The following is a 19,587-nucleotide window of genomic DNA, read 5'->3' on the forward strand; positions in this document are numbered from 1 at the left end:
ACTTCAGGTTTCAGGAGAACGGCATGGTAAACCCCTTGGTCCGCACCGCGTCGCTTTGCGCCGCGCTTATGTTGGTCGTCAGTCAAAGCGCCTGGGCGGTAACGGAAATTCCGTTCTGGCATGCCATGGAAGGTGAACTGGGAAAAGAGGTGGAGAGCCTGGCCACCCGTTTCAACCAGACACACCCGGATTATCGCATCGTGCCGGTTTATAAGGGCGCTTACCCGCAAGAGCTGGCTGCCGGCATCGCCGCCTGGCGCACCGGCAATGCGCCGGCTATTTTGCAAGTGTACGAAGTGGGTACCGCCACAATGATGGCGAGCCACGCCATCAAACCGGTTTATCAGGTGTTCAGCGACGCCGGCATCAATAATGACGAATCCGCCTTTGTGCCGGCGGTGCTGGGCTATTACAGCGACAGTAAAACCGGCCATCTTATCTCCCAGCCGTTCAACAGCTCCACGCCGGTGCTGTATTACAACAAAGACGCCTTTAAGCGAGCAGGGCTTGACCCCGAGCAGCCGCCGCAAACCTGGCAGCAATTGGCGGCGGACGCGGTCAAATTGCGCGAAGCCGGCCTGACCTGCGGTTATGCCAACGGCGGCTATCAGGGCTGGATCCAAATTGAAAACTTCAGCGCCTGGCACGGTTTACCGGTTGCGACCCAGGATAACGGTTTTGCCGGCGCCGATGCCCGGCTGGTGTTCAACGGTCCGCTACAGGTCAAACACATCCAGCGGCTGGCGGATATGCTCAAGAACGGCAGCGGCGGCTATTTCGGCCGCGATGACGCCTATATGGCGAAATTTTACGGCGGCGACTGCGGTATGGCCATTGGCTCCTCGGGCTCGCTGTCGACCGTGCGGCAGTACGCCAAATTCAATTATGGCGTCGGCATGATGCCCTATGATGCCGATGTGAAGGGCGCGCCGCAGAACGCGATGATTGGCGGCGCCAGCCTGTGGGTTATGGCCGGTAAGAGCCCGGAAACCTACCAGGGCGTAGCGCAATTCCTGCAATTCCTGGCCAAACCGGAAATCGTGGCCGAATGGCATCAGCAAACCGGTTATCTGCCGGTGACCACCGCCGGTTATACGCTGAGCAAGCAACAGGGCTATTACGACCACAACCCCGGTGCCGATATCGCCATCCGCCAAATGATGAACAAACCGCCGCTGCCGTTCACCAAAGGGATGCGCCTGGGCAATATGCCGCAGATCCGAACGGTGGTTGATGAGGAACTGGAGCGCGTTTGGAGCGGCAAGGCCACCCCTAAGCAGGCTCTGGATAATGCGGTGGCGCGCGGCGATCAATTGCTGCGTCGTTTTGAACAATCCACACGGTAAACGCCGCCGCCCGCGCCATTGCCGCGCGGGCGTGACGACGCCATACGAGGGGGCATGATGACCGCCAGCCATCGCGGCTTTCGCCACCGTGCTTTGCCCTGGCTGCTGGTCCTGCCGCAGCTGGCGGTAACCGCGGTGTTTTTCCTTTGGCCGGCCGGTAAGGCGCTGTGGTATTCACTGCAGGATGTCGATCCGTTCGGTCTGGTCGGCGGGTTTGCCGGCCTGGAAAATTTCCGCCGCTTGTTTGCCGACCCCGGCTATCTGGCGTCCTTTGGCACCACGCTAGGGTTTAGCGGGCTGGTGACCGCCTGTGGGCTGCTATTGGCGCTGCTGTTTGCCGCGCTGGTCGATTATGTGCTGCGCGCCAAGCGGTTTTACCAAACGCTGCTGCTGCTGCCCTACGCGGTGGCGCCGGCCGTAGCGGCGGTGCTGTGGCTATTTCTCTTCAGCCCCGGCTTCGGGCTTATCAGCTATTGGCTGAACGGTCTCGGTTACGAGTGGAATCATGCCCGCAACGCCGGACAGGCGATGTTGTTGGTGGTGGTCATCTCGGTGTGGAAGCAGATCAGTTATAACTTCTTGTTTTTCTTGGCCGCGCTGCAATCCATCCCCCGTTCGCTGGTGGAAGCGGCGGCCATTGACGGTGCCGGGCCGGTGCGTCGTTTCTTTCAATTGGCGCTGCCGCTGATATCGCCGGTCAGCTTTTTTTTGCTGGTGGTTAATCTGGTTTATGCCTTTTTCGATACGTTTCCAGCCATTGATGCCGCAACCGCCGGCGGTCCGGTTCAGGCCACGACCACGCTGATTTACAAGATCTATCGCGAAGGTTTCACCGGGCTGGATCTGGCCAGTTCGGCAGCGCAGTCGGTGGTGTTAATGGCGTTGGTCATCGTGTTGACGATTGTTCAATTTCGCTTTGTCGAGCGTAAGGTGCGCTATCAATGATAGAACAGCGGCGCGGTCTGGATATCTTCAGCCATTGTCTCTTGCTGGCGGGCGTCGCGGTGATCCTGTTTCCGTTATATGTCGCGCTGGTTGCGGCATCGCTGGACACGCATCAGGTGTTTCAGGTTCCGCTGCGCCTGCTGCCCGGCGGACACCTATGGGAGAACCTGCGTCACGTATGGTCGCAGGGCGTCAGCGGTCAAGCCGCGCCGTTCAGCCGCCTGTTGTTGAACAGCCTGATTATGGCGCTTGGCATCACCATTGGAAAAATCGGCGTGTCGCTATTGTCGGCCTACGCTATCGTTTATTTCCGTTTTCCGCTGCGTAATTTGGTGTTTTGGCTCATTTTCATGACGCTAATGCTGCCGGTGGAGGTGCGAATATTCCCCACGGTAGATGTCATTGCCCATTTGCATTTGCTGGACAGCTATACCGGGCTGACGCTGCCGCTGATGGCGTCCGCCACCGCGACATTTTTGTTCCGACAGTTCTTTATGACCGTGCCCCATGAGCTGCTTGAGGCGGCGCGCATCGACGGCGCCGGCCCGCTGCGCTTTTTGTGGGATATCCTACTGCCGTTGTCAAAAACCAACCTGGCGGCGCTGTTTGTGATCACCTTTATCTACGGCTGGAACCAATATCTCTGGCCGCTGCTGATTATTAACGACGCCTCGCTGGGCACGGCGGTGGCGGGCATACAGAGCATGATTGCCAGCGGGGACGGTACCACGCAATGGAATCAGGTGATGGCGGCGATGCTGTTAACCCTCATTGCGCCGGTGGCGATTGTGTTAGTCATGCAGCGTGCGTTTGTGCGCGGCCTGGTCGACAGCGAGAAATAGCGCACTATGGCGAGTTTACGATTACAACATGTCGTTAAAAGCTACGACGGCAAAAACACCATCATCGAACCGCTGGACCTGACGGTGGCGGACGGAGAATTCATCGTGCTGGTCGGACCGTCCGGCTGCGGCAAGTCAACCTTATTACGCTTGGTCGCGGGTCTGGAGAGTGTGACGGCCGGCGATATCTATATCGGCGACAAGCGCATCACCCATTGCGAACCGCGGGATCGCGGCATTGCCATGGTGTTCCAGAATTATGCGTTGTATCCGCACATGAGCGTTTTCGACAATATGGCTTACGGACTCAAGATCCGCGGTTTCGGCAAACAGCAGATTCGCCACGCGGTGGAGCAAGTGGCCAACATACTGGAGTTGGCGCCGCTTTTATACCGCAAGCCGCGTGAATTGTCCGGCGGCCAGCGACAGCGCGTCGCGATGGGGCGTGCCCTGGTGCGTGAACCGGCCGTCTTTCTGTTTGACGAACCGCTGTCCAATCTGGATGCCAAGTTACGCACGCAAATGCGCCTGGAGCTACTGCAATTGCACCGCCGACTCAAAACAACCAGTCTGTATGTGACCCACGATCAGGTCGAAGCCATGACGCTGGCCGAGCGGGTGGTGGTGCTCAATCAGGGCCGGGTAGAGCAAATCGGCACGCCGACGGAAATCTACCGCCGGCCGGCAACGCTTTTTGTCGCCGGCTTTATGGGCTCGCCGGCCATGAATTTGCTGCCGGGACGCGTCAGCGCCGACGGGTGCTGGCTACGGCTGGATAACGGGCCCGCATTGGCATTGCCCGTCGTGCGCGCTGATTTAGCCGGTCGCGCGCTGACCGCCGGCATTCGTCCCGAGCAGATCCAGCGCGCGAGCCGCAACCCACGGACGCCACCGGCGATAGCCGCAGGCGTGATCTCCCCTGACGGCCCCTGGCCCGGCGCGGCCGAAGAGAGGGGCGCGTCTATCTCAACGGCGGTCGTCGTTAACGGCCTGGCGCCCTCTGCCGCTGCGCCGGCGCCACAGGCGGGGGAGATGTGCCGCCTGGAAGTGGCCACGCTTGAGCGGCTGGGCGCCGATAATTTGGCCCATGGGCATTGGGAAGGCTGTGCGCTGGTGGTACGTCTGGCCCATGACGATCTTCCCGCTCCCGGCGCGACGCTGCATTTGCATTGTCCCGCCGACGCATGGCACTATTTCGACTCGCAAAACGGAACCCGGGTGGAAATATGACCAGAGAATGGCTTTATCCGACCATCGTGGCTCACCGTGGCGGCGGATCGCTGGCGCCGGAGAACACGCTTGCCGCCATTGATACCGGCGTCCGTTATGGTCAGCAGATGATAGAAGTGGATGCCAAACTGTCCGCCGATGGTCAAATCTTTCTTTTGCACGACGATACGCTGGAACGAACCAGCCAAGGCAGCGGCATTGCCGGTCTGCTGGATTGGCAAACCCTGTCGCAAATCGAGGCCGGGGAGTGGTTCGACGAGGCGTTTCGCGGCGAGCGGCTGCCGCTGCTGTCGTCGGTGGCGGAGCGTTGCCGGCAGCACGGGTTGGCGATTAATATCGAAATCAAACCCACCACCGGCACTGACGAGGAGACCGGCCGCGCCGTGGCGCTGGCCGCGCGTCAGCTGTGGCAGGGAATGACGCCGCCGCCGCTGTTGTCCTCGTTTTCCCCGTCGGCGCTGGCGGCCGCGCAACGGGCGGCGCCGGAGCTGCCGCGCGGGCTGCTGCTGGAAGAATGGCGGGAAGACTGGGAGACGCTGGCAGGCCAATTCGCCTGCCGGGCTTTGCACTTGCAGCATGAGGCGCTGACGGAGGATAGGGTCGAAGTCATTAAAGCCAGCGGGCTGCATATTATGGCCTGGACCGTTAACAGTCCCTACCGCGCCCGCGCGCTGCTGGGGTGGGGCGTCGATACCCTTTGCACCGATCGCATTGACCTGATTGACGCTGATTTCGCCAATTCCTGAGGCTGAGACGCCGGCGGTCAGCGGCGCTCAGCCTCCGCGCCTTTACGCCGTCCCTCCCGCTCTCCGCCGGCTAAGCGACGCTGGCAACGCTACCCCCGTATCGACCTGCTAACATGTTGATGGCATCGCCTATTGCGGTTGCAACGATGCCCGTCCACGCCCCGCGCGGGCGCCGGTGACGCTTCATCGCTGGCTAGGGTTGATTCTGCCGCGTGCGCTGCTGGTTGGCTTCCAACTGTTGCTGCAATTGCTGACGCTGCTGTTGGGTTTGCTGCTGCTGTTGCTGCTGAAAGCGGGTTTTCTGCTGTTGAGCGCTATTGTCCATATGATTTTGCAATTGTTGCTGCGCCCGGTTGGGGGGATTCTCCACCGGCGGCCGCGGTTTTGTCGCCGCCAGCGCCAGCGGTGCGAGCAAAAATAGCGGTGCTGCCCAACTCAGCTTTACCAGGTATTTTTTCATGATGCTCTCCTGCCGTAATTCAACCCTTATTTTACACCTTAAACGCGCAATATGCCGGTGTTCGGCCAATCATTGATGGAAAAGAGAGGGGATATTGGTAACGTATCAATGATTAGCCCATCATTCATCGACAGGAGTCATTATGAAGTTACTTCCCCCGCCGCGCGTTAACGTCTGGATCATGGCGCTGACGTTGCTGGTGACGGCTGCGCCATTGGTTCAGGCGCAGACGGCGGCACCGCTTAGCTACGGCGTTGAAAACGACATCTTTCATCCCGTTACCGCGCCTCACGGCATGGTGGCGAGCGTGGATAAAACGGCGACCGAGGTAGGGGTAGCTATCCTGCGCCAGGGCGGGAACGCGGTAGATGCCGCGGTGGCGGTGGGATTCGCGTTGGCGGTTACCCATCCCCAGGCCGGTAATCTGGGCGGTGGCGGCTTCATGCTGTTGCGTACGCCGGCAGGGCAGACCGTGGCGATCGATTTTCGCGAGATGGCGCCGCAGGGTGCCACGCGCACGATGTTTATTGGTGCGGATGGTAACGCCGACAGTCGGCTCTCCCTGACCAGCCCGCTGGCCTCAGGTACGCCAGGAACCGTAGCGGGTCTGACCCTGGCGCTTAGCCGCTACGGCTCAATGGATTTGGCGCGGGTAATGCAGCCGGCGATTCGCCTGGCGGAACAGGGTTTCATCGTCAACCAGGCGCTGGCGGGCGATTTGGCCCATTATGGTCGGGAAAATCTGGTTCATTATGCCAACAGCCGCGCCGTTTTTTTTAAAGCGAACGGGCAACCCTACGCCGCGGGGGAGAGGCTGCGGCAGCCGCAGCTGGCCCGCAGTTTAACGCTTATTGCCCATCAGGGAGCGCGGGCGTTTTATCACGGGGCTATCGCCCGCCAGATTGTCGCGGAGATGCGCCGGCGCGGCGGCCTGATTAACCGCCAGGATTTGGCCAATTATCAAGCGCTGGAGCGCCGGCCGGTGATGGGCAGCTATCGAGGCTATGAAATCTATTCCATGCCGCCGCCGTCCTCCGGCGGCGTGCATATCATTCAGATCCTGAACATCCTGGAGAATTTCGACCTGGCAAAAATGGGGGCCGGCAGCGCCGACGCGATACAGGTGATGTCGGAAGCGATGAAATATGCCTACGCCGATCGTTCGCAGTATCTGGGCGACCCGGATTTTGTCTCGGTCCCCGTGCAGGCCCTGACTAGCAAGGTCTATGCTAAAACGCTGGCGCAGCGTATCGACCTGAACCATGCGCGGCCCTCTTCCACCATTCGACCTGGGCAGTTGCAGCCTTATGAGAGCGATCAAACCACCCATTACTCGGTGGTCGATAAAAACGGTTACGCGGTAGCGGTCACCTATACGCTTAATACTTACTTCGGTAGTGGCATTATGGCTGGCAACAGCGGTATTTTGCTGAATAATGAAATGGATGATTTTTCCGCTAAACCCGGTTCGCCCAATCTATTTGGCCTGGTAGGCGCAGATGCCAACGCCATTGCCCCGCGCAAGCGTCCGCTCTCCTCCATGTCGCCGACGCTGGTGGTTAAGGACGGTAAAATTTGGCTGGTGACGGGCAGCCCGGGCGGAAGCCATATCATCACCACCGTGCTGCAAATGGTGGTCAACACCATTGATTTTGGGATGAATATCGCCGAAGCCACGGCGGCGCCGCGATTTCATCAACAGTGGACGCCCGATGAGCTACGCCTGGAAAAGGGGTTTAGCCCCGACACGCTGCGCTTGCTGCAGAAAAAAGGTCAGACGCTAGCGATAAAACCGGTAATGGGCAGTGTCCAGAGTATCATGCGCCTGCCGGATGGTACGCTGGCCGGCGCCTCGGATCCGCGTACCCAGGATGATCTGACCGCCGGCTACTAAATCTGAACAAGGCAGTCGATAGGTGAAAGCGGTTACGCGCGCAACGGAATACCCGCGCGTTGCCGCGGAACCGGCAGGTGCCAAAGGTGTTCAATTTATGATCAGATGTCAACCCGATGGCCATATTCTCCGTCACCGCTTTCAGTTACACTGGCGTTTTCCATTGGCGAGATTGCACAACGTGCTGCTGTTGATCATCACCACCATTTTGTGGGCTTTTTCCTTTAGTTTGATTGGCGTATACCTCGCCGGCCAAGTGGACAGTACCTTTTCGGTATTGGTGCGGTTGGCGCTGGCGGCGCTGGTCTTTCTGCCGTTTGTCCGCTGGCGAGGTTATCGCGCGCGGCAACTGCTGGCGTATATGGCGGCGGGCGCCTGCCAGCTCGGCATCATGTATTTGTTCAGCTACCAGGCCTATCTTTATTTGACCGTGCAGGAATTCTTGCTGTTTACGGTACTGACGCCGCTGTATGTCACGCTCATCTACGATCTGTTGCGCGGCCAGCGTTTGCGCTGGGGTTATTTGGGCAGTGCACTGCTGGCGGTCGCCGGCGCGGCAATAATCCGTTACGACCACTTGAGCCAGCATTTCTGGTGGGGATTAATGCTGGTGCAGGCGGCCAACATTTGTTTCGCCGTCGGCATGGTCGGTTATAAACGACTGATGGAGGTTTGGCCCATGCCGCAGCATACGGCGTTCTCCTGGTTTTATCTCGGCGCGTTTTTGGTGGCCGCTATCGCATGGTGCCTGTTCGGTAACGCGACTCAACTGCCCACCACTACGCTGCAATGGGGGATCCTTATTTGGCTGGGCGTTGGCGCGTCCGCCCTGGGCTATTTCATGTGGAACTATGGCGCCACTCAGGTGGACGCCGGTACGCTTGGTATCATGAATAATGTCCACGTTCCGGCGGGCCTGCTGGTTAATTTGGCTATCTGGCAGGAGCAACCGCGCTGGCCGAGTTTTATCGTTGGCGGAGCGGTCATTATGGCCTCGCTGTGGGTCCATCGGCGCTGGGTGGTGTCAACGGCAACACGTCAGGGGGAAACGCGCGGTGCGTGAACCTATCGCGGTGTTAACGCGCGGCTCCGTTAGCTAACGCCCGCTGGCGATGCAGCCGCCGGTACCGATACCGCGATCCCGGATGCGCTTTCACCCCCCAGGCTCATACCTAAGGCCTGCGCCTTAGGTTCTAAGTCAGGTATTTAACGGATAGAAGGGATAACATATACCGTTAAAATAAAATGCTTATACTGATTCTTACCAGGGTGGGGATAATGGCGCCTGCATTGACAATTTTCGTGAAAAGTAAGCATTTCTCATTGAATAACCCGTACGAGTCCCCTTTGATATCCTGAAGATGCTTTGTTCAGGCTGCTGAATAAAATGACGACCATCGTTGAGGAATTAACCCCGTGGTAAGCAAGTTATTCGAGCTTTATTTGAAATAAGCTTGGGTGTGACTTTGATGAAGTCAACACGCAGCGTTAACGGTGCTGATGAAGTAATGTTAAGTCCAGCCACCCTCGGTGGCAATGTCACCCTGCGCGCGATGGAATGAAATAGAGGGGTGCCAATGTCATTAAGGGCGCTGGCACAGGCGTTGTGAATGAAATATCCGTAAAATAACTCTATGCGGCTAGGCTTTATGCTATGCCCTTTTGTTAAAAGAGGGGGGGAAGGTGATTATTTTTTAACGTCACTGGCAGGTAATAGCGCGACACGCTGTCAGCCAGTCTGAAGCTATCAATTATTGTTCTGCGAACGGTGGAATGATAGGAGATGGCGCAGTGGCTGGGCGGTCTATATTACTCTATCGATGGGCGTCGTTACCCAGTGACGGGGTATTGCCAATCGACATGAAAAAATGCGCCGCCATAAGCTGACATAGATAGCCAGCGGTTCGTTGTTTTAACATGATGCTATTGCTATTGCTATTGCTATTGCTATTGCTATTGCTATTGCTATTGCTATTGCTATTGCTATTGCTATTGCTATTGCGAGCGCGGGAAAGGTTTGGCCCCGGCTCGCCTGCTTTCATGGCGCAACGAAGGCAAAATAAGCCATAGTCCACAATGCGTTTAAATAAGCCATAGGCCTCATTGCGTTTCAATGAGGCATTAAATAATGCAATTACGACAGTAGGGTCGTTTTATAATAATAGGAGTTTGAATGGCCGGTTATGCTCTTAGCGCAACGCGCTGCGCTTTATTTTCCAAACATGCGGTACAAGATTACAGCGAGAGCAATAGGCAATCTGCTATATCACCCAAAGGATGGCTGGAATATCTCATCAATTTATTCATTCCCGGTAGCGTGCGAAAGGCGTATTCACTGCAATACGATAAGTTTACCCAAGCGCTCATCGATGCAGTGGAGAAAAAGATTGCCGATCCTGACGATTACGCTATTCCGCAAACGTTGGAATTCACTGTCGGCGCTAATAAAGTCTCCTACTCCCCTACGCCTTCCAGTTGGTATAACGGTGAGGTGAGGGTAGAGGTAAAAATTACTGAGCCGGATAATCACACCCTCATTGAAACCGTGGATCAAGATCTCTTTACCCGTACCTTAACGCTGCTACTGTTACAAAAACGGACCCCCTATTCCTCCAACCAATATTCACTGACCGAGGAGGGGAAACTGAATTTGCGCCGCGCCGATTTAAACGGTTACGTTTTGCGTAATATCAATTTGCGCGAGGCGGACCTGGAGGGCGCCAGTTTTACCTATGCTAACTTGTCGAGGGCGGATCTGCGCGGCGCGAACCTGGAGGAGGCGGATATGCGCCGTGCCCTTCTCGAGGGGGCCTGCCTGACGGAGGCGAACCTGAGGTTCGCATGGCTGTCTGAAGCCCGTTTGCAACAGGCGACGCTGACGGGCGCGGATTGTTACAAAACTAAATTGCGGCAAGCTTGCCTGGCCGGTGCCGATCTCAGACACGCCGATCTGTCGTATGCCGATCTTTCTCGCGCCGATCTTAACGATGCCGACTTGAGCCATGCGAATCTCAGCAAGGCCAGCCTGAGGCAAACCACGCAGTGCGGTACCCGCTTGGCGCACGCGAATCTTAATGGGGCCTTTGTTGACGGCTGGCATTTCGACGGCGCCAATCTGAGTGAGGCCCCATCGCGGCCTTTTGCCGCCGAGATTCCCGTCACCGAGTTATGAGTCGCGCTTTCGGATCGGCACCGCTCCCTCGTTGCCTCAGCGAGAGGGAAAAATCTGCTGCCTCCGACTGCCAAGGGCTGCGGGCCTTAAGGTTGATGGCGTGAATCGGCAACGGGTAAACACAGGGCGATGCGTATTGTCCTGGCTGAGCCTCACCTATTACGCTGAAACCTGGCGTTAAATGAGGCTTCGGTGCCGGTTGCCGCGTCGGGCCAGCAGACTACAGGTTTGCTTCGGCGCAGCGGACATAGGGCAAATGGGCGCAGGCGTGTTGCTGCGCCGAGCGGATGAACGCTTCGGTTGCCGGCTGGCGCTGTTCGCCGTCGCGTACGGCGGCATAGAGACGGCTCCACAGCCCTTCGCCAAGCGTCCGGGTGGCGATAAGCCCCTGGCGTTCAAAGCTTTCCACAACCCAATGCGGTAGCGCGGCGATACCCATGCGCGCCGACACCATTTGAATCAACAGCAATGTGTTATCAACGGTTTTAAGCATCGGGCTAATGCCCGCCGGCTGCAGGAAATGGCGCCAGATATCCATGCGGTTGCGCTGTACCGGATAGATTAACAGCGTTTCCTGGTCCAAATCCTGCGGCGCAATGATCTCCTTGGCCGCCAGCGGATGGTCCGGCGACACCACTAGCCGGACCTCGAAGTCGAACATGGGCGCATAAAAAAGCCCGCTGCGCGGCAAGATATCCGAGGTGAGCACCAGATCCAGTTCGCCCTGTTGCAGCGCCGGTTGCGGATCGAAGGTAACGCCGGAACGAAAATCCATCAGTACCTGCGGCCACTGTTGGTGAAATTCCGCCAGCGCCGGCGTCAGCCACTGGATGCAGCTATGGCATTCGATAGCTAAACGTAGCGTAGCTTGATGCGGTTGCTGGCAGGTTTGCAGCGCCTGCTGCACCTGCGGCAGGATTTGTTCCGCCAGTTGCAGCAGAATCTCCCCCTGCGGCGTGAAACGCAGCGGCTGGCTTTTGCGCACGAACAGGCGAAAGCCCAGCCGCTGTTCCAAGTCGCTGAACTGATGGGACAGCGCCGATTGGGTCTGGTGTAGCTGCGACGCCGCCGCCGCCAGCGAGCCGCTATTCCGCAACGCCTGCAGCGTTCGCAGATGTTTGAGTTCGATCATGAGAGTGTTTCACCTGGAAGTGAATAATTTGCGCTTGTGAACTGTACACTACATGGTGATTATGGATGTGTAAACATCTGGACGTCTAAATGGGAGAGGGTAATGGCAATTCTGAGTCACACACTGGGTTTTCCCCGCGTCGGTCTGCACCGGGAATTAAAGAAAGCGCAAGAAAGTTACTGGGCCGGGAATATCAGCCAGCAGCAACTGCTGGAAACCGGCCGCGAACTGCGGGCGCGTCATTGGCAACAGCAGAAAGACGCCGGGGTCGACCTTCTGCCGGTGGGTGATTTTGCCTGGTACGATCATGTTCTCACCACCAGTTTGATGCTGGATAACGTCCCGGCCCGCCACCGCAGCGGCGCGAACGCCAGCGATATCGACACGCTGTTTCGCATCGGCCGCGGTCGCGCCCCGACCGGTGAGCCCGCCGCCGCCGCCGAAATGACCAAGTGGTTTAACACCAATTACCACTACATGGTCCCCGAATTTACGTTAGGACAGCAGTTCCGCCTGGGCTGGACTCAACTGCTCGACGAAGTGGACGAAGCGCTGGCGCTAGGCCACCGCGTCAAGCCGGTGCTGCTTGGGCCTGTCAGCTATCTGTGGCTGGGCAAGGTGAAAGGGGAGGCGTTTGATCGCCTATCCTTGCTGCCGGCGCTGCTGCCGGTGTACCGGCAGGTGCTGGACGAACTGGCGAAACGCGGCGTGGACTGGGTGCAGATCGACGAACCGGCCCTGGTGCTGGAGTTGCCGCAGGCGTGGCGTGAAGCCTACCGCGATGCCTATCAAGCGCTGGCGGGACAGGCGAAACTGCTGCTGACCACCTATTTCGATAGCATCCGGCATCAACTGGATATTATCACCGCGCTGCCGGTACAGGGGCTGCATGTGGATCTGGTGGCGGGCGACGACGACCTGACCGATCTGCACCGGCAACTGCCGGCGGAGTGGGTGTTGTCCGCCGGCGTCATCAACGGGCGTAACGTTTGGCGCGCCGATTTGCAGAGCTGGTTTGAACAACTGCGTCCTCTGGTGGGTAACCGCGAGCTGTGGCTCGGATCCTCTTGTTCGCTGCTGCACAGCCCCATTGATTTGAGCACCGAAACGCGGCTGGACGAAGAAGTGAAGAGCTGGTTTGCTTTTGCGCTGCAAAAATGCGCCGAGCTGGGTCTGCTGCGTGCCGCGCTAAATGCGCCGAATGAGACGCATCAGGGCAAGCTGGCCGAGTACAGCGCGCCAATCCGCGCCCGCCGCCACTCCAGCCGGGTGCACAATCCAGAGGTCAAAGCGCGACTGGAGAAGATTACCGCCGCCGATAGCCAGCGCCAGCAGCCGTACGCCGCCCGCGCCGCCGTGCAGCGCGCACGCTTTAATCTGCCTGCTTGGCCAACCACCACCATTGGATCTTTCCCGCAAACCACGGAAATCCGCGGTCTGCGCCTCGATTTCAAACGCGGGCGTCTGGATGGCGGCCGCTATCGCACCGGCATCAGCGAGCATATCAAGCAAGCCATTGTCGAGCAGGAGCGCCTGGGGCTGGATGTGTTGGTACACGGCGAAGCCGAACGCAACGACATGGTGGAGTATTTTGGCGAGCATCTGGACGGGTTTGTCTTTACCCAGAATGGTTGGGTGCAAAGCTACGGTTCGCGCTGCGTAAAGCCGCCCATCATCATCGGTGATATCAGCCGTCCTGAGGCGATTACCGTCGAATGGGCGCGTTATGCCCAATCGCTGACAAACAAGCCCGTGAAAGGCATGCTGACCGGTCCGGTTACCATTTTGTGCTGGTCTTTCCCCCGTGAGGACGTGAGCCGTAAAACCATTGCCCGGCAGATTGCCCTGGCGTTGCGTGATGAAGTGGCGGATTTGGAACAGGCCGGTATCGGCATCATTCAAATCGACGAGCCGGCGCTGCGCGAGGGTTTGCCGCTGAAACATTCGGCCTGGCACGACTATTTGACCTGGGCGGTGGAAGCTTTCCGGCTGAACGCGGCGGTGGCGCAGGACGACACCCAGATCCATACCCATATGTGCTATTGCGAGTTCAACGACATTATGGATTCCATTGCGGCGCTGGATGCTGATGTCATCACCATCGAAACGTCCCGGTCGGATATGGAGCTGCTGGAAACCTTTAAGGAGTTCGATTATCCCAACGAAATCGGGCCTGGCGTGTATGACATTCACTCGCCGAACGTGCCGAGCGAGGAGTGGATCGTTGCGCTGCTGCGTAAAGCGGCCCAGCGTATTCCGGCGGAACGCCTGTGGGTGAACCCCGACTGCGGATTAAAAACCCGCGCCTGGCCGGAAACGCGTCAATCGCTGGCCAATATGGTGACCGCCGCCAAAAAATTGCGCGAGGAGCAGCGGTAAACGAGAGCGCCGGTTCGCCGGCGCTCTTTTATTGGTAGGGAAGCGGGGCGCGGTGTGACGACGCCAAGGATATGGCCAGGCAGGGAGGGCGATTGCACGGCGCCATCAGCAGTTTAATGGAATAATAAGCCACAGTCGGGAAAGGTTGCTCCACACCAGGGAAATCCCCGTCAGGGCAGAACGTACCGGCGTTTGTACCAGCGCGGCAGCCATCAGCAATCCGGTTAAGGTGGCGCCGCATTCTCCCGGGGCGCTTGCGCCCCTTTTTTTGTTGGCCCGAGCGCGCATGCGCTGCGCGGGCTACCATGCCTTGCGCTGCTGTTCGTCGTGGACGTCGCGACTCTCCCCGCCCCGCGCTTGACTTCACTTCACCCCGAAGCGGGCAAACCAGGCGAGCATGCGTTGCCAGCCATCCTGCGCCGATGGCGCATGATAGCTTGGACGATAATCGGCGTTGAACGCATGGCCGGCCTCGGGATACACCACAATCTCCGCGTCCGCATTAGCGGCGCGCAGCGCCTGGCGCATCGTTTCAATGGTTTCCAGCGGAATACTCTTGTCCTGTGCGCCATATAAACCGAGCACCGGCGCAGTGAGCTGGGTGGCCACATCCACCGGGTGCTTGGGCATGGTCAACGTTTTATCGCCGGTCAATTTGCCATACCAGGCGGCGGCGGCTCTCAACTGGGGGTTATGCGCCGCATACAGCCAGCTGATACGGCCGCCCCAGCAAAACCCGGTGATTGCCAGACGGCGCAGATCGCCGCCCTGGGTTGCCGCAAAGTGCGCGGTATGGTCCAAATCCGACAGCACCTGGCTGTCGGGGACCTTACTAACCAATTCCGTCAACAGCGTACCTACGTCATCATAGTGCGCCGGATCCCCCTGGCGGAAATAAAGCTCGGGGGCGATAGCCAGATAGCCGACTTTAGCCAGACGGCGGCAAAGATCCTGGATGTGCTCATGGACGCCAAAAATTTCCTGCACCACGATGACCACCGGCAAAGCGTCATGCTGGCCGGCGGGCCGGGCCATCCACGCGGGCATGGCATCACCCTGGCTGGGAACGGTGGTAGGGCCGGAAAGCAGGTTTTCACCGTCGGTCACGATCGCGGTGGCGGACGGCGCGCCCGCGGCGCGGGCAAAACCGCTAGCCGGCGCGGAAGGGGTAAGGGTTTCGTTAGGGCTCATTGGCATTAACCTTTTGTCATTATCACCAGTGGGACAGCTACACCTGTCAACTTAGGCCGCCGAAGCCGGTTCCGTCAATGTCGCCGCGATGTGATTCTGGACCGCGCTCGCCGCGCCGTTGCCATTTGCGGCGCGCGGACCTGGCTCTAGGCGCTGTGAAACATTAAAAATGGGGTTTTATCACGGTAAATCCGGGGCATTAATGATATTATCGGCGAGATAAGCCATTCTTTGTAGAGGTATATGCCGTGGAGCAGTCCGACGTTTTCCATCTTGGCCTGACATTTTCTGATCTTGCAGGCGCAACCCTTGCCATCGTTCCGGGCGACCCCCAGCGGGTGGAAAAAATCGCCCGGCTGATGGCGAACCCGGTACATCTGGCGACCCATCGCGAATTTACCACCTGGCGCGCGGAGCTGGCGGGCAAGGCAGTGGTCGTGTGCTCCACCGGTATCGGCGGTCCCTCTACCTCTATCGCGGTGGAGGAGCTGTCCCAGCTCGGCATCCGGACCTTTTTGCGGGTGGGCACCACCGGCGCTATCCAGAACGCCATCAATGTCGGCGATGTGCTGGTGACCACCGCCGCCGTGCGTCTGGACGGCGCCAGCCAGCACTTCGCGCCGCTGGCATTTCCAGCGGTGGCGGATTTTGCCTGCACCACCGCGCTGGTGCAGGCGGCGAAAAAGAGCGGCGCCCGGCTGCATGTGGGCGTGACGGCTTCCTCTGATACCTTCTATCCCGGGCAAGAGCGCTACGACACCTACTCTGGTCGGGTAGTGAGGCAGTTCAAAGGGTCGATGCAGGAGTGGCAGGGTATGGGGGTGATGAATTACGAGATGGAATCCGCTACCTTATTAACGATGTGCGCGACGCAGGGACTGCGTGCGGGTATGGTGGCGGGGGTTATCGTCAACCGGCTGCAGCAAGAAACCCCCGATGTGGCGGTGTTGCAACAAACGGAAAGCGATGCCGTGACTATCGTCGTGGAGGCCGCCCGTCTGCTGTTGACCGCCTGACGACGCGCTAGAGCCGCGGGTGGCGCTCGCTGCGCCAGGGTGGCGGCCCTGCCGTAACGCCTGGCGTTGTTTGCCTGCGGGCGGCGGTCACCGCGTCCAGGCGGTAGCGCTTTCGCACCGTTTTCGTCCCTTTGACCGCAGGTGAAGCGCCACGCTCCGGTGTTCCGCTCGCGGCATGCGTCAGGAATTATGCATTAGTGGAAGACTGGATTTCCTATATTGTCGATTTTGTACGCCAGCATCAGGTGTGGGCCATACCGATAGTTTTTTTGCTGGCCTTCGGCGAATCGTTGGCGTTTTTGTCATTATTGCTGCCGGCGACGATAATCTTGCTCGGGCTGGGCGCGTTAATAGGCGAGGCCGGCATCCCTTTTTGGCCGGTCTTTATTGCCGCCGCCGCCGGCGGTTTCTTCGGCGACTGGCTCTCTTATTGGCTAGGCGACCACTACCAGCTGCGGGTCTATCACCTGTGGCCGTTCACCCGCCATCCCGCCATGCTAGAGCGCGGCCACGCATTTTTCATGCGCTGGGGGATAGCCGGCGTCTTTCTCGGCCGCTTTTTCGGCCCGCTGCGGGCGGTCGTGCCGCTCGTTGCAGGGCTGTGCGGTATGCCGCGGCTAGGGTTTCAGCTCGCCAATCTGCTGTCCGCGGCGCTATGGGCGTTCGGCCTGCTGGCGCCCGGCGCATTCGGCTTGCGCTGGCTGGCGCATTTCGTCGGTCAATAAAAGGATCTGGACATCTATACAGTTCCCCCTTAACGTGACTGTCAGCAGGGGTTAGGCGGAGGCAATATGGATTACGGCCTGTTTTACGGTATAGGCGGCGCACTGATTGGCGCATTGCTAGGCTGGCTCATCGCCGGCGTCCGGCAGCATCAACGGCATTTGGCGCAGGAAGCGGAACGGATAAGCCTCGAGCAGGGGGTGCAGGCAGCCCGCCAGGCGTTGGCCGACGAACAACATGCCCGACGCCAGGCCGAGCTCGCGCTGCGCGACGGCGAACGGGAGCAGCGCGAACAGTACGGCCGGCTGGCCGCCGCCGAGGAGCGTTTGACCTCCCTCGCGCATTTCCGCCAGGAGTGCGAGCAGCTTAATCAAGAGCTGCGGGCGCAGCGGGAAATCAACAGCAGCCAGGAAGCGGAGCTGCGTGAGGTGGCCATTCGTTTGGAGGAAACCCGGCTGGCGGCGGAAGAAAAGCAGCGTCTGTTAATCAATAGCGAGCAGCGGTTGTCGGCGCAGTTTGAAAATCTGGCCAACCGCATCTTTGAACACAGCGGACGTAAGGTGGATGAGCAAAACCGCCAAAGTCTTGACCGGTTGCTGATGCCGCTGCGCGAGCAACTGGACGGCTTTCGCCGCCAGGTGCAAGACAGCTTCGGCCAAGAGGCGCGCGAACGTCACACGCTGGCTCATGAAATCCGGAATTTGCAGCAGCTCAATGTGCAGATGGCGCAAGAGGCCGTCAACCTGACCCGCGCGCTCAAGGGCGATAACAAGGCGCAGGGCAATTGGGGCGAAGTGGTGCTCAGCAGGGTACTTGAAGCATCAGGTCTGCGCGAAGGCCATGAATTTGAAACCCAGATCAGCATTCCGCAAGGGGATGGCCGGCGGCTGCAGCCTGATGTGGTGGTGCGTCTGCCGCAGGGGAAAGATGTGGTCATCGACGCGAAAATGTCGCTGGTGGCCTATGAACGTTATTTCAACAGCGAGAATGAGGCGGAACGCCAACTGGCGCTAACCGAGCATGTGAATTCACTGCGCGCCCATATGAAATTGCTGGGCCGAAAAGATTATCAGCAACTTAAAGGGTTGCGCTCGCTGGATTACGTCTTGATGTTTGTCCCGATCGAGCCGGCCTTTATGGTGGCGGTCGGCCGTCAGCCGGAGCTGATTAGCGAAGCGTTGGCGCACAATATTATGCTGGTCAGCCCCACCACGCTGCTGGTTGCGCTACGCACGATAAATAATCTTTGGCGCTACGAGCATCAAAGCCGCAACGCCCAGCATATTGCCGATCGCGCGGCGCGCCTCTACGATAAATTGCGGCTGTTTGTCGACGATATCAACGCTATTGGCCAAAGCCTTGATAAAGCGCAAGCCAGCTATCGGCTGGCGAAGAATAAATTGTCCGACGGGCGTGGTAATATTATCGGCCAGGCGGAAGGGTTCCGCGCCCTGGGCGTGGAAATCAAGCGGCCCATCGCCTCCGCGCCAGGCGCCCATGTTCCTTTTGCCGATCGCCCCGGCGAGGATGCGGCGGGACCGGCGCCAGCATCGGTAACCGGTTCGCCGGCCGCCGACGCGCCAGCGCGTGACGGGAACCGCGAGCCGCCGGAGGACGAGGCACAAGACGGGGCTGACCCGTCACGGCAGGCGCGCGAGGAGTGTCCGCTGCGGGAGTGACGCGCCGCGGTGGGGCTTTCACCACGCATCTGTTACACTTCTCTGAAAACTGATTGAGCAGGACGACGAACATGGCAGATGAAGACAAGCGTGAAACAACCCATTTTGGTTTCCGCACCGTGGCGAAGGATCAGAAAGCGTTGATGGTGGCGGATGTCTTTCACTCCGTCGCGGCAAAATACGATCTGATGAATGATCTGATGTCCTTCGGCATTCACCGCATTTGGAAACGTTTCGCTATCCAGTGCAGCGGCGTGCGCCGCGGGCAAAAGGTGCTGGATCTGGCGGGCGGCACCGGCGATCTGACCGCCAAGTTTTCGCGGCTGGTGGGTGAAGAAGGGGAAGTGGTGCTGGCGGATATCAACGACTCCATGCTCAAGGTGGGGCGTGAGAAGCTGCGCAACCGCGGGATTCTGGGCAACGTCAGCTATGTCCAGGCCAACGCAGAAGCCCTGCCGTTCCCGGACGATACCTTCGACTGCATCACCATTTCGTTCGGCCTGCGCAACGTGACCGAAAAAGAGCAGGCGCTGAAGTCGATGTACCGGGTGCTGAAACCCGGCGGGCGACTGCTGATCCTCGAGTTTTCCACCCCGCGCTTCAAGCCGCTGAACAAAGCGTATGATCTCTATTCTTTCCACGTTCTGCCGCGCATTGGTGAAATGGTGGCCCGCGATGCCGGCAGCTATCGCTATCTGGCGGAATCCATCCGCATGCATCCGGATCAAGAAACGCTGAAGTCGATGATGCTGGACGCCGGGTTCGACAGCGCCGAATATTTCAATATGACCGGTGGCATCGTGGCCCTGCACCGCGGTTATAAATTCTGATC

Annotated in this window: 16 protein-coding genes; 13 read left to right on the forward strand and 3 right to left on the reverse strand. The window is 58.9% G+C overall.

The window, feature by feature from the left end; translation table 11 throughout:
* The first annotated feature begins 23 nt into the window (after nt 1–23).
* Genes ugpB through ugpQ form a run of 5 tightly spaced genes read left to right on the forward strand, consistent with a single transcriptional unit; the run spans nt 24 to nt 5,109 of the window.
* Complete coding sequence (gene ugpB, locus SANT_RS01180) at nt 24–1,346, forward strand: sn-glycerol-3-phosphate ABC transporter substrate-binding protein UgpB (protein ID WP_025420503.1); 1,323 nt, start codon at nt 24–26, stop codon at nt 1,344–1,346.
* A 57-nt stretch (nt 1,347–1,403) separates the two neighbouring features.
* Nucleotides 1,404–2,291, forward strand: coding sequence for a sn-glycerol-3-phosphate ABC transporter permease UgpA (gene ugpA, locus SANT_RS01185; RefSeq protein WP_025420504.1), 888 nt, complete (start codon nt 1,404–1,406; stop codon nt 2,289–2,291).
* Nucleotides 2,288–3,133 (forward strand): sn-glycerol-3-phosphate ABC transporter permease UgpE, encoded by an 846-nt coding sequence (ugpE, locus tag SANT_RS01190; RefSeq protein WP_025420505.1) that lies wholly within the window; start codon nt 2,288–2,290, stop codon nt 3,131–3,133. Before ugpA ends, ugpE begins: the two co-directional genes overlap by 4 nt.
* A gap of 6 nt (nt 3,134–3,139) precedes the next feature.
* Nucleotides 3,140–4,363 carry a sn-glycerol-3-phosphate import ATP-binding protein UgpC gene (locus tag SANT_RS01195; protein WP_025420506.1) on the forward strand — a complete coding sequence of 408 codons (1,224 nt, stop codon included), beginning with the start codon at nt 3,140–3,142 and terminating at the stop codon, nt 4,361–4,363.
* Entirely contained in the window at nt 4,360–5,109 is a 750-nt protein-coding gene (gene ugpQ, locus SANT_RS01200) for a glycerophosphodiester phosphodiesterase (RefSeq protein ID WP_025420507.1), read from the forward strand. Before SANT_RS01195 ends, ugpQ begins: the two co-directional genes overlap by 4 nt.
* Nucleotides 5,110–5,302: 193 nt before the next feature.
* On the opposite strand, the gene SANT_RS01205 is transcribed toward ugpQ, so the two are convergent.
* Complete coding sequence (locus SANT_RS01205; protein WP_025420508.1) at nt 5,303–5,569, reverse strand: DUF2756 domain-containing protein; 267 nt, start codon at nt 5,567–5,569, stop codon at nt 5,303–5,305.
* A gap of 181 nt (nt 5,570–5,750) precedes the next feature.
* Between SANT_RS01205 and ggt the strand changes: the two genes are divergently transcribed.
* The 3 genes from ggt (at nt 5,751) to SANT_RS22800 (ending at nt 10,635) form a co-directional block, all read left to right on the forward strand.
* Nucleotides 5,751–7,463: a gamma-glutamyltransferase gene (gene ggt, locus SANT_RS01210; protein ID WP_051440204.1), complete on the forward strand. Its 1,713-nt coding sequence runs from the start codon at nt 5,751–5,753 to the stop codon at nt 7,461–7,463.
* Between the two features lie 181 nt (nt 7,464–7,644).
* The gene (locus SANT_RS01215) at nt 7,645–8,526 is read left to right on the forward strand and encodes a carboxylate/amino acid/amine transporter (RefSeq protein WP_025420510.1); all 882 of its coding nucleotides are present in this window, start codon (nt 7,645–7,647) and stop codon (nt 8,524–8,526) included.
* Nucleotides 8,527–9,636: 1,110 nt separating this feature from the next.
* Nucleotides 9,637–10,635 (forward strand): pentapeptide repeat-containing protein, encoded by a 999-nt coding sequence (locus tag SANT_RS22800; protein WP_025420512.1) that lies wholly within the window; start codon nt 9,637–9,639, stop codon nt 10,633–10,635.
* Between the two features lie 220 nt (nt 10,636–10,855).
* On the opposite strand, the gene metR is transcribed toward SANT_RS22800, so the two are convergent.
* Nucleotides 10,856–11,767, reverse strand: a complete 912-nt coding sequence (gene metR / locus SANT_RS01230) for an HTH-type transcriptional regulator MetR (RefSeq protein ID WP_025420513.1) — start codon at nt 11,765–11,767, stop codon at nt 10,856–10,858.
* A 102-nt stretch (nt 11,768–11,869) separates the two neighbouring features.
* Here metR and metE point away from each other — a divergent pair, with 102 nt between their 5' ends.
* Complete coding sequence (gene metE, locus SANT_RS01235; protein WP_025420514.1) at nt 11,870–14,146, forward strand: 5-methyltetrahydropteroyltriglutamate--homocysteine S-methyltransferase; 2,277 nt, start codon at nt 11,870–11,872, stop codon at nt 14,144–14,146.
* Nucleotides 14,147–14,509: 363 nt separating this feature from the next.
* Here metE and SANT_RS01245 read toward each other — a convergent pair whose 3' ends face one another.
* A complete protein-coding gene (locus SANT_RS01245) occupies nt 14,510–15,337 on the reverse strand; it encodes a dienelactone hydrolase family protein (RefSeq protein ID WP_025420516.1) in 828 nt (275 codons plus the stop codon).
* A 248-nt stretch (nt 15,338–15,585) separates the two neighbouring features.
* Between SANT_RS01245 and udp the strand changes: the two genes are divergently transcribed.
* The 4 genes from udp to ubiE all read left to right on the forward strand — a co-directional run bounded on the left by udp (nt 15,586) and on the right by ubiE (nt 19,585).
* The gene (gene udp / locus SANT_RS01250; protein ID WP_025420517.1) at nt 15,586–16,353 is read left to right on the forward strand and encodes a uridine phosphorylase; all 768 of its coding nucleotides are present in this window, start codon (nt 15,586–15,588) and stop codon (nt 16,351–16,353) included.
* Between the two features lie 197 nt (nt 16,354–16,550).
* Nucleotides 16,551–17,078 carry a DedA family protein gene (locus SANT_RS01255; RefSeq protein WP_025420518.1) on the forward strand — a complete coding sequence of 176 codons (528 nt, stop codon included), beginning with the start codon at nt 16,551–16,553 and terminating at the stop codon, nt 17,076–17,078.
* 66 nt (nt 17,079–17,144) lie between these two features.
* On the forward strand, nt 17,145–18,755 hold the full coding sequence (rmuC, locus tag SANT_RS01260; protein ID WP_025420519.1) for a DNA recombination protein RmuC: 1,611 nt from the start codon (nt 17,145–17,147) through the stop codon (nt 18,753–18,755).
* Nucleotides 18,756–18,826: 71 nt separating this feature from the next.
* Nucleotides 18,827–19,585: a bifunctional demethylmenaquinone methyltransferase/2-methoxy-6-polyprenyl-1,4-benzoquinol methylase UbiE gene (gene ubiE / locus SANT_RS01265; protein ID WP_025420520.1), complete on the forward strand. Its 759-nt coding sequence runs from the start codon at nt 18,827–18,829 to the stop codon at nt 19,583–19,585.
* Nucleotides 19,586–19,587: the final 2 nt, after the last annotated feature.

Source organism: Sodalis praecaptivus (assembly GCF_000517425.1).
Lineage (GTDB): Bacteria > Pseudomonadota > Gammaproteobacteria > Enterobacterales > Enterobacteriaceae > Sodalis_A > Sodalis_A praecaptivus.

What these genes read in the sequence shown, in the direction of transcription:
- ugpB (WP_025420503.1), top strand. Translation starts at nt 24, where the DNA reads ATGGTAAACCCCTTGGTCCGCACCGCGTCGCTTTGCGCCGCGCTTATG.
- ugpA (WP_025420504.1), top strand. Translation starts at nt 1,404, where the DNA reads ATGACCGCCAGCCATCGCGGCTTTCGCCACCGTGCTTTGCCCTGGCTG.
- ugpE (WP_025420505.1), top strand. Translation starts at nt 2,288, where the DNA reads ATGATAGAACAGCGGCGCGGTCTGGATATCTTCAGCCATTGTCTCTTG.
- SANT_RS01195 (WP_025420506.1), top strand. Translation starts at nt 3,140, where the DNA reads ATGGCGAGTTTACGATTACAACATGTCGTTAAAAGCTACGACGGCAAA.
- ugpQ (WP_025420507.1), top strand. Translation starts at nt 4,360, where the DNA reads ATGACCAGAGAATGGCTTTATCCGACCATCGTGGCTCACCGTGGCGGC.
- SANT_RS01205 (WP_025420508.1), bottom strand. Translation starts at nt 5,569, where the DNA reads ATGAAAAAATACCTGGTAAAGCTGAGTTGGGCAGCACCGCTATTTTTG.
- ggt (WP_051440204.1), top strand. Translation starts at nt 5,751, where the DNA reads ATGGCGCTGACGTTGCTGGTGACGGCTGCGCCATTGGTTCAGGCGCAG.
- SANT_RS22800 (WP_025420512.1), top strand. Translation starts at nt 9,637, where the DNA reads ATGGCCGGTTATGCTCTTAGCGCAACGCGCTGCGCTTTATTTTCCAAA.
- metR (WP_025420513.1), bottom strand. Translation starts at nt 11,767, where the DNA reads ATGATCGAACTCAAACATCTGCGAACGCTGCAGGCGTTGCGGAATAGC.
- metE (WP_025420514.1), top strand. Translation starts at nt 11,870, where the DNA reads ATGGCAATTCTGAGTCACACACTGGGTTTTCCCCGCGTCGGTCTGCAC.
- SANT_RS01245 (WP_025420516.1), bottom strand. Translation starts at nt 15,337, where the DNA reads ATGAGCCCTAACGAAACCCTTACCCCTTCCGCGCCGGCTAGCGGTTTT.
- rmuC (WP_025420519.1), top strand. Translation starts at nt 17,145, where the DNA reads ATGGATTACGGCCTGTTTTACGGTATAGGCGGCGCACTGATTGGCGCA.
- ubiE (WP_025420520.1), top strand. Translation starts at nt 18,827, where the DNA reads ATGGCAGATGAAGACAAGCGTGAAACAACCCATTTTGGTTTCCGCACC.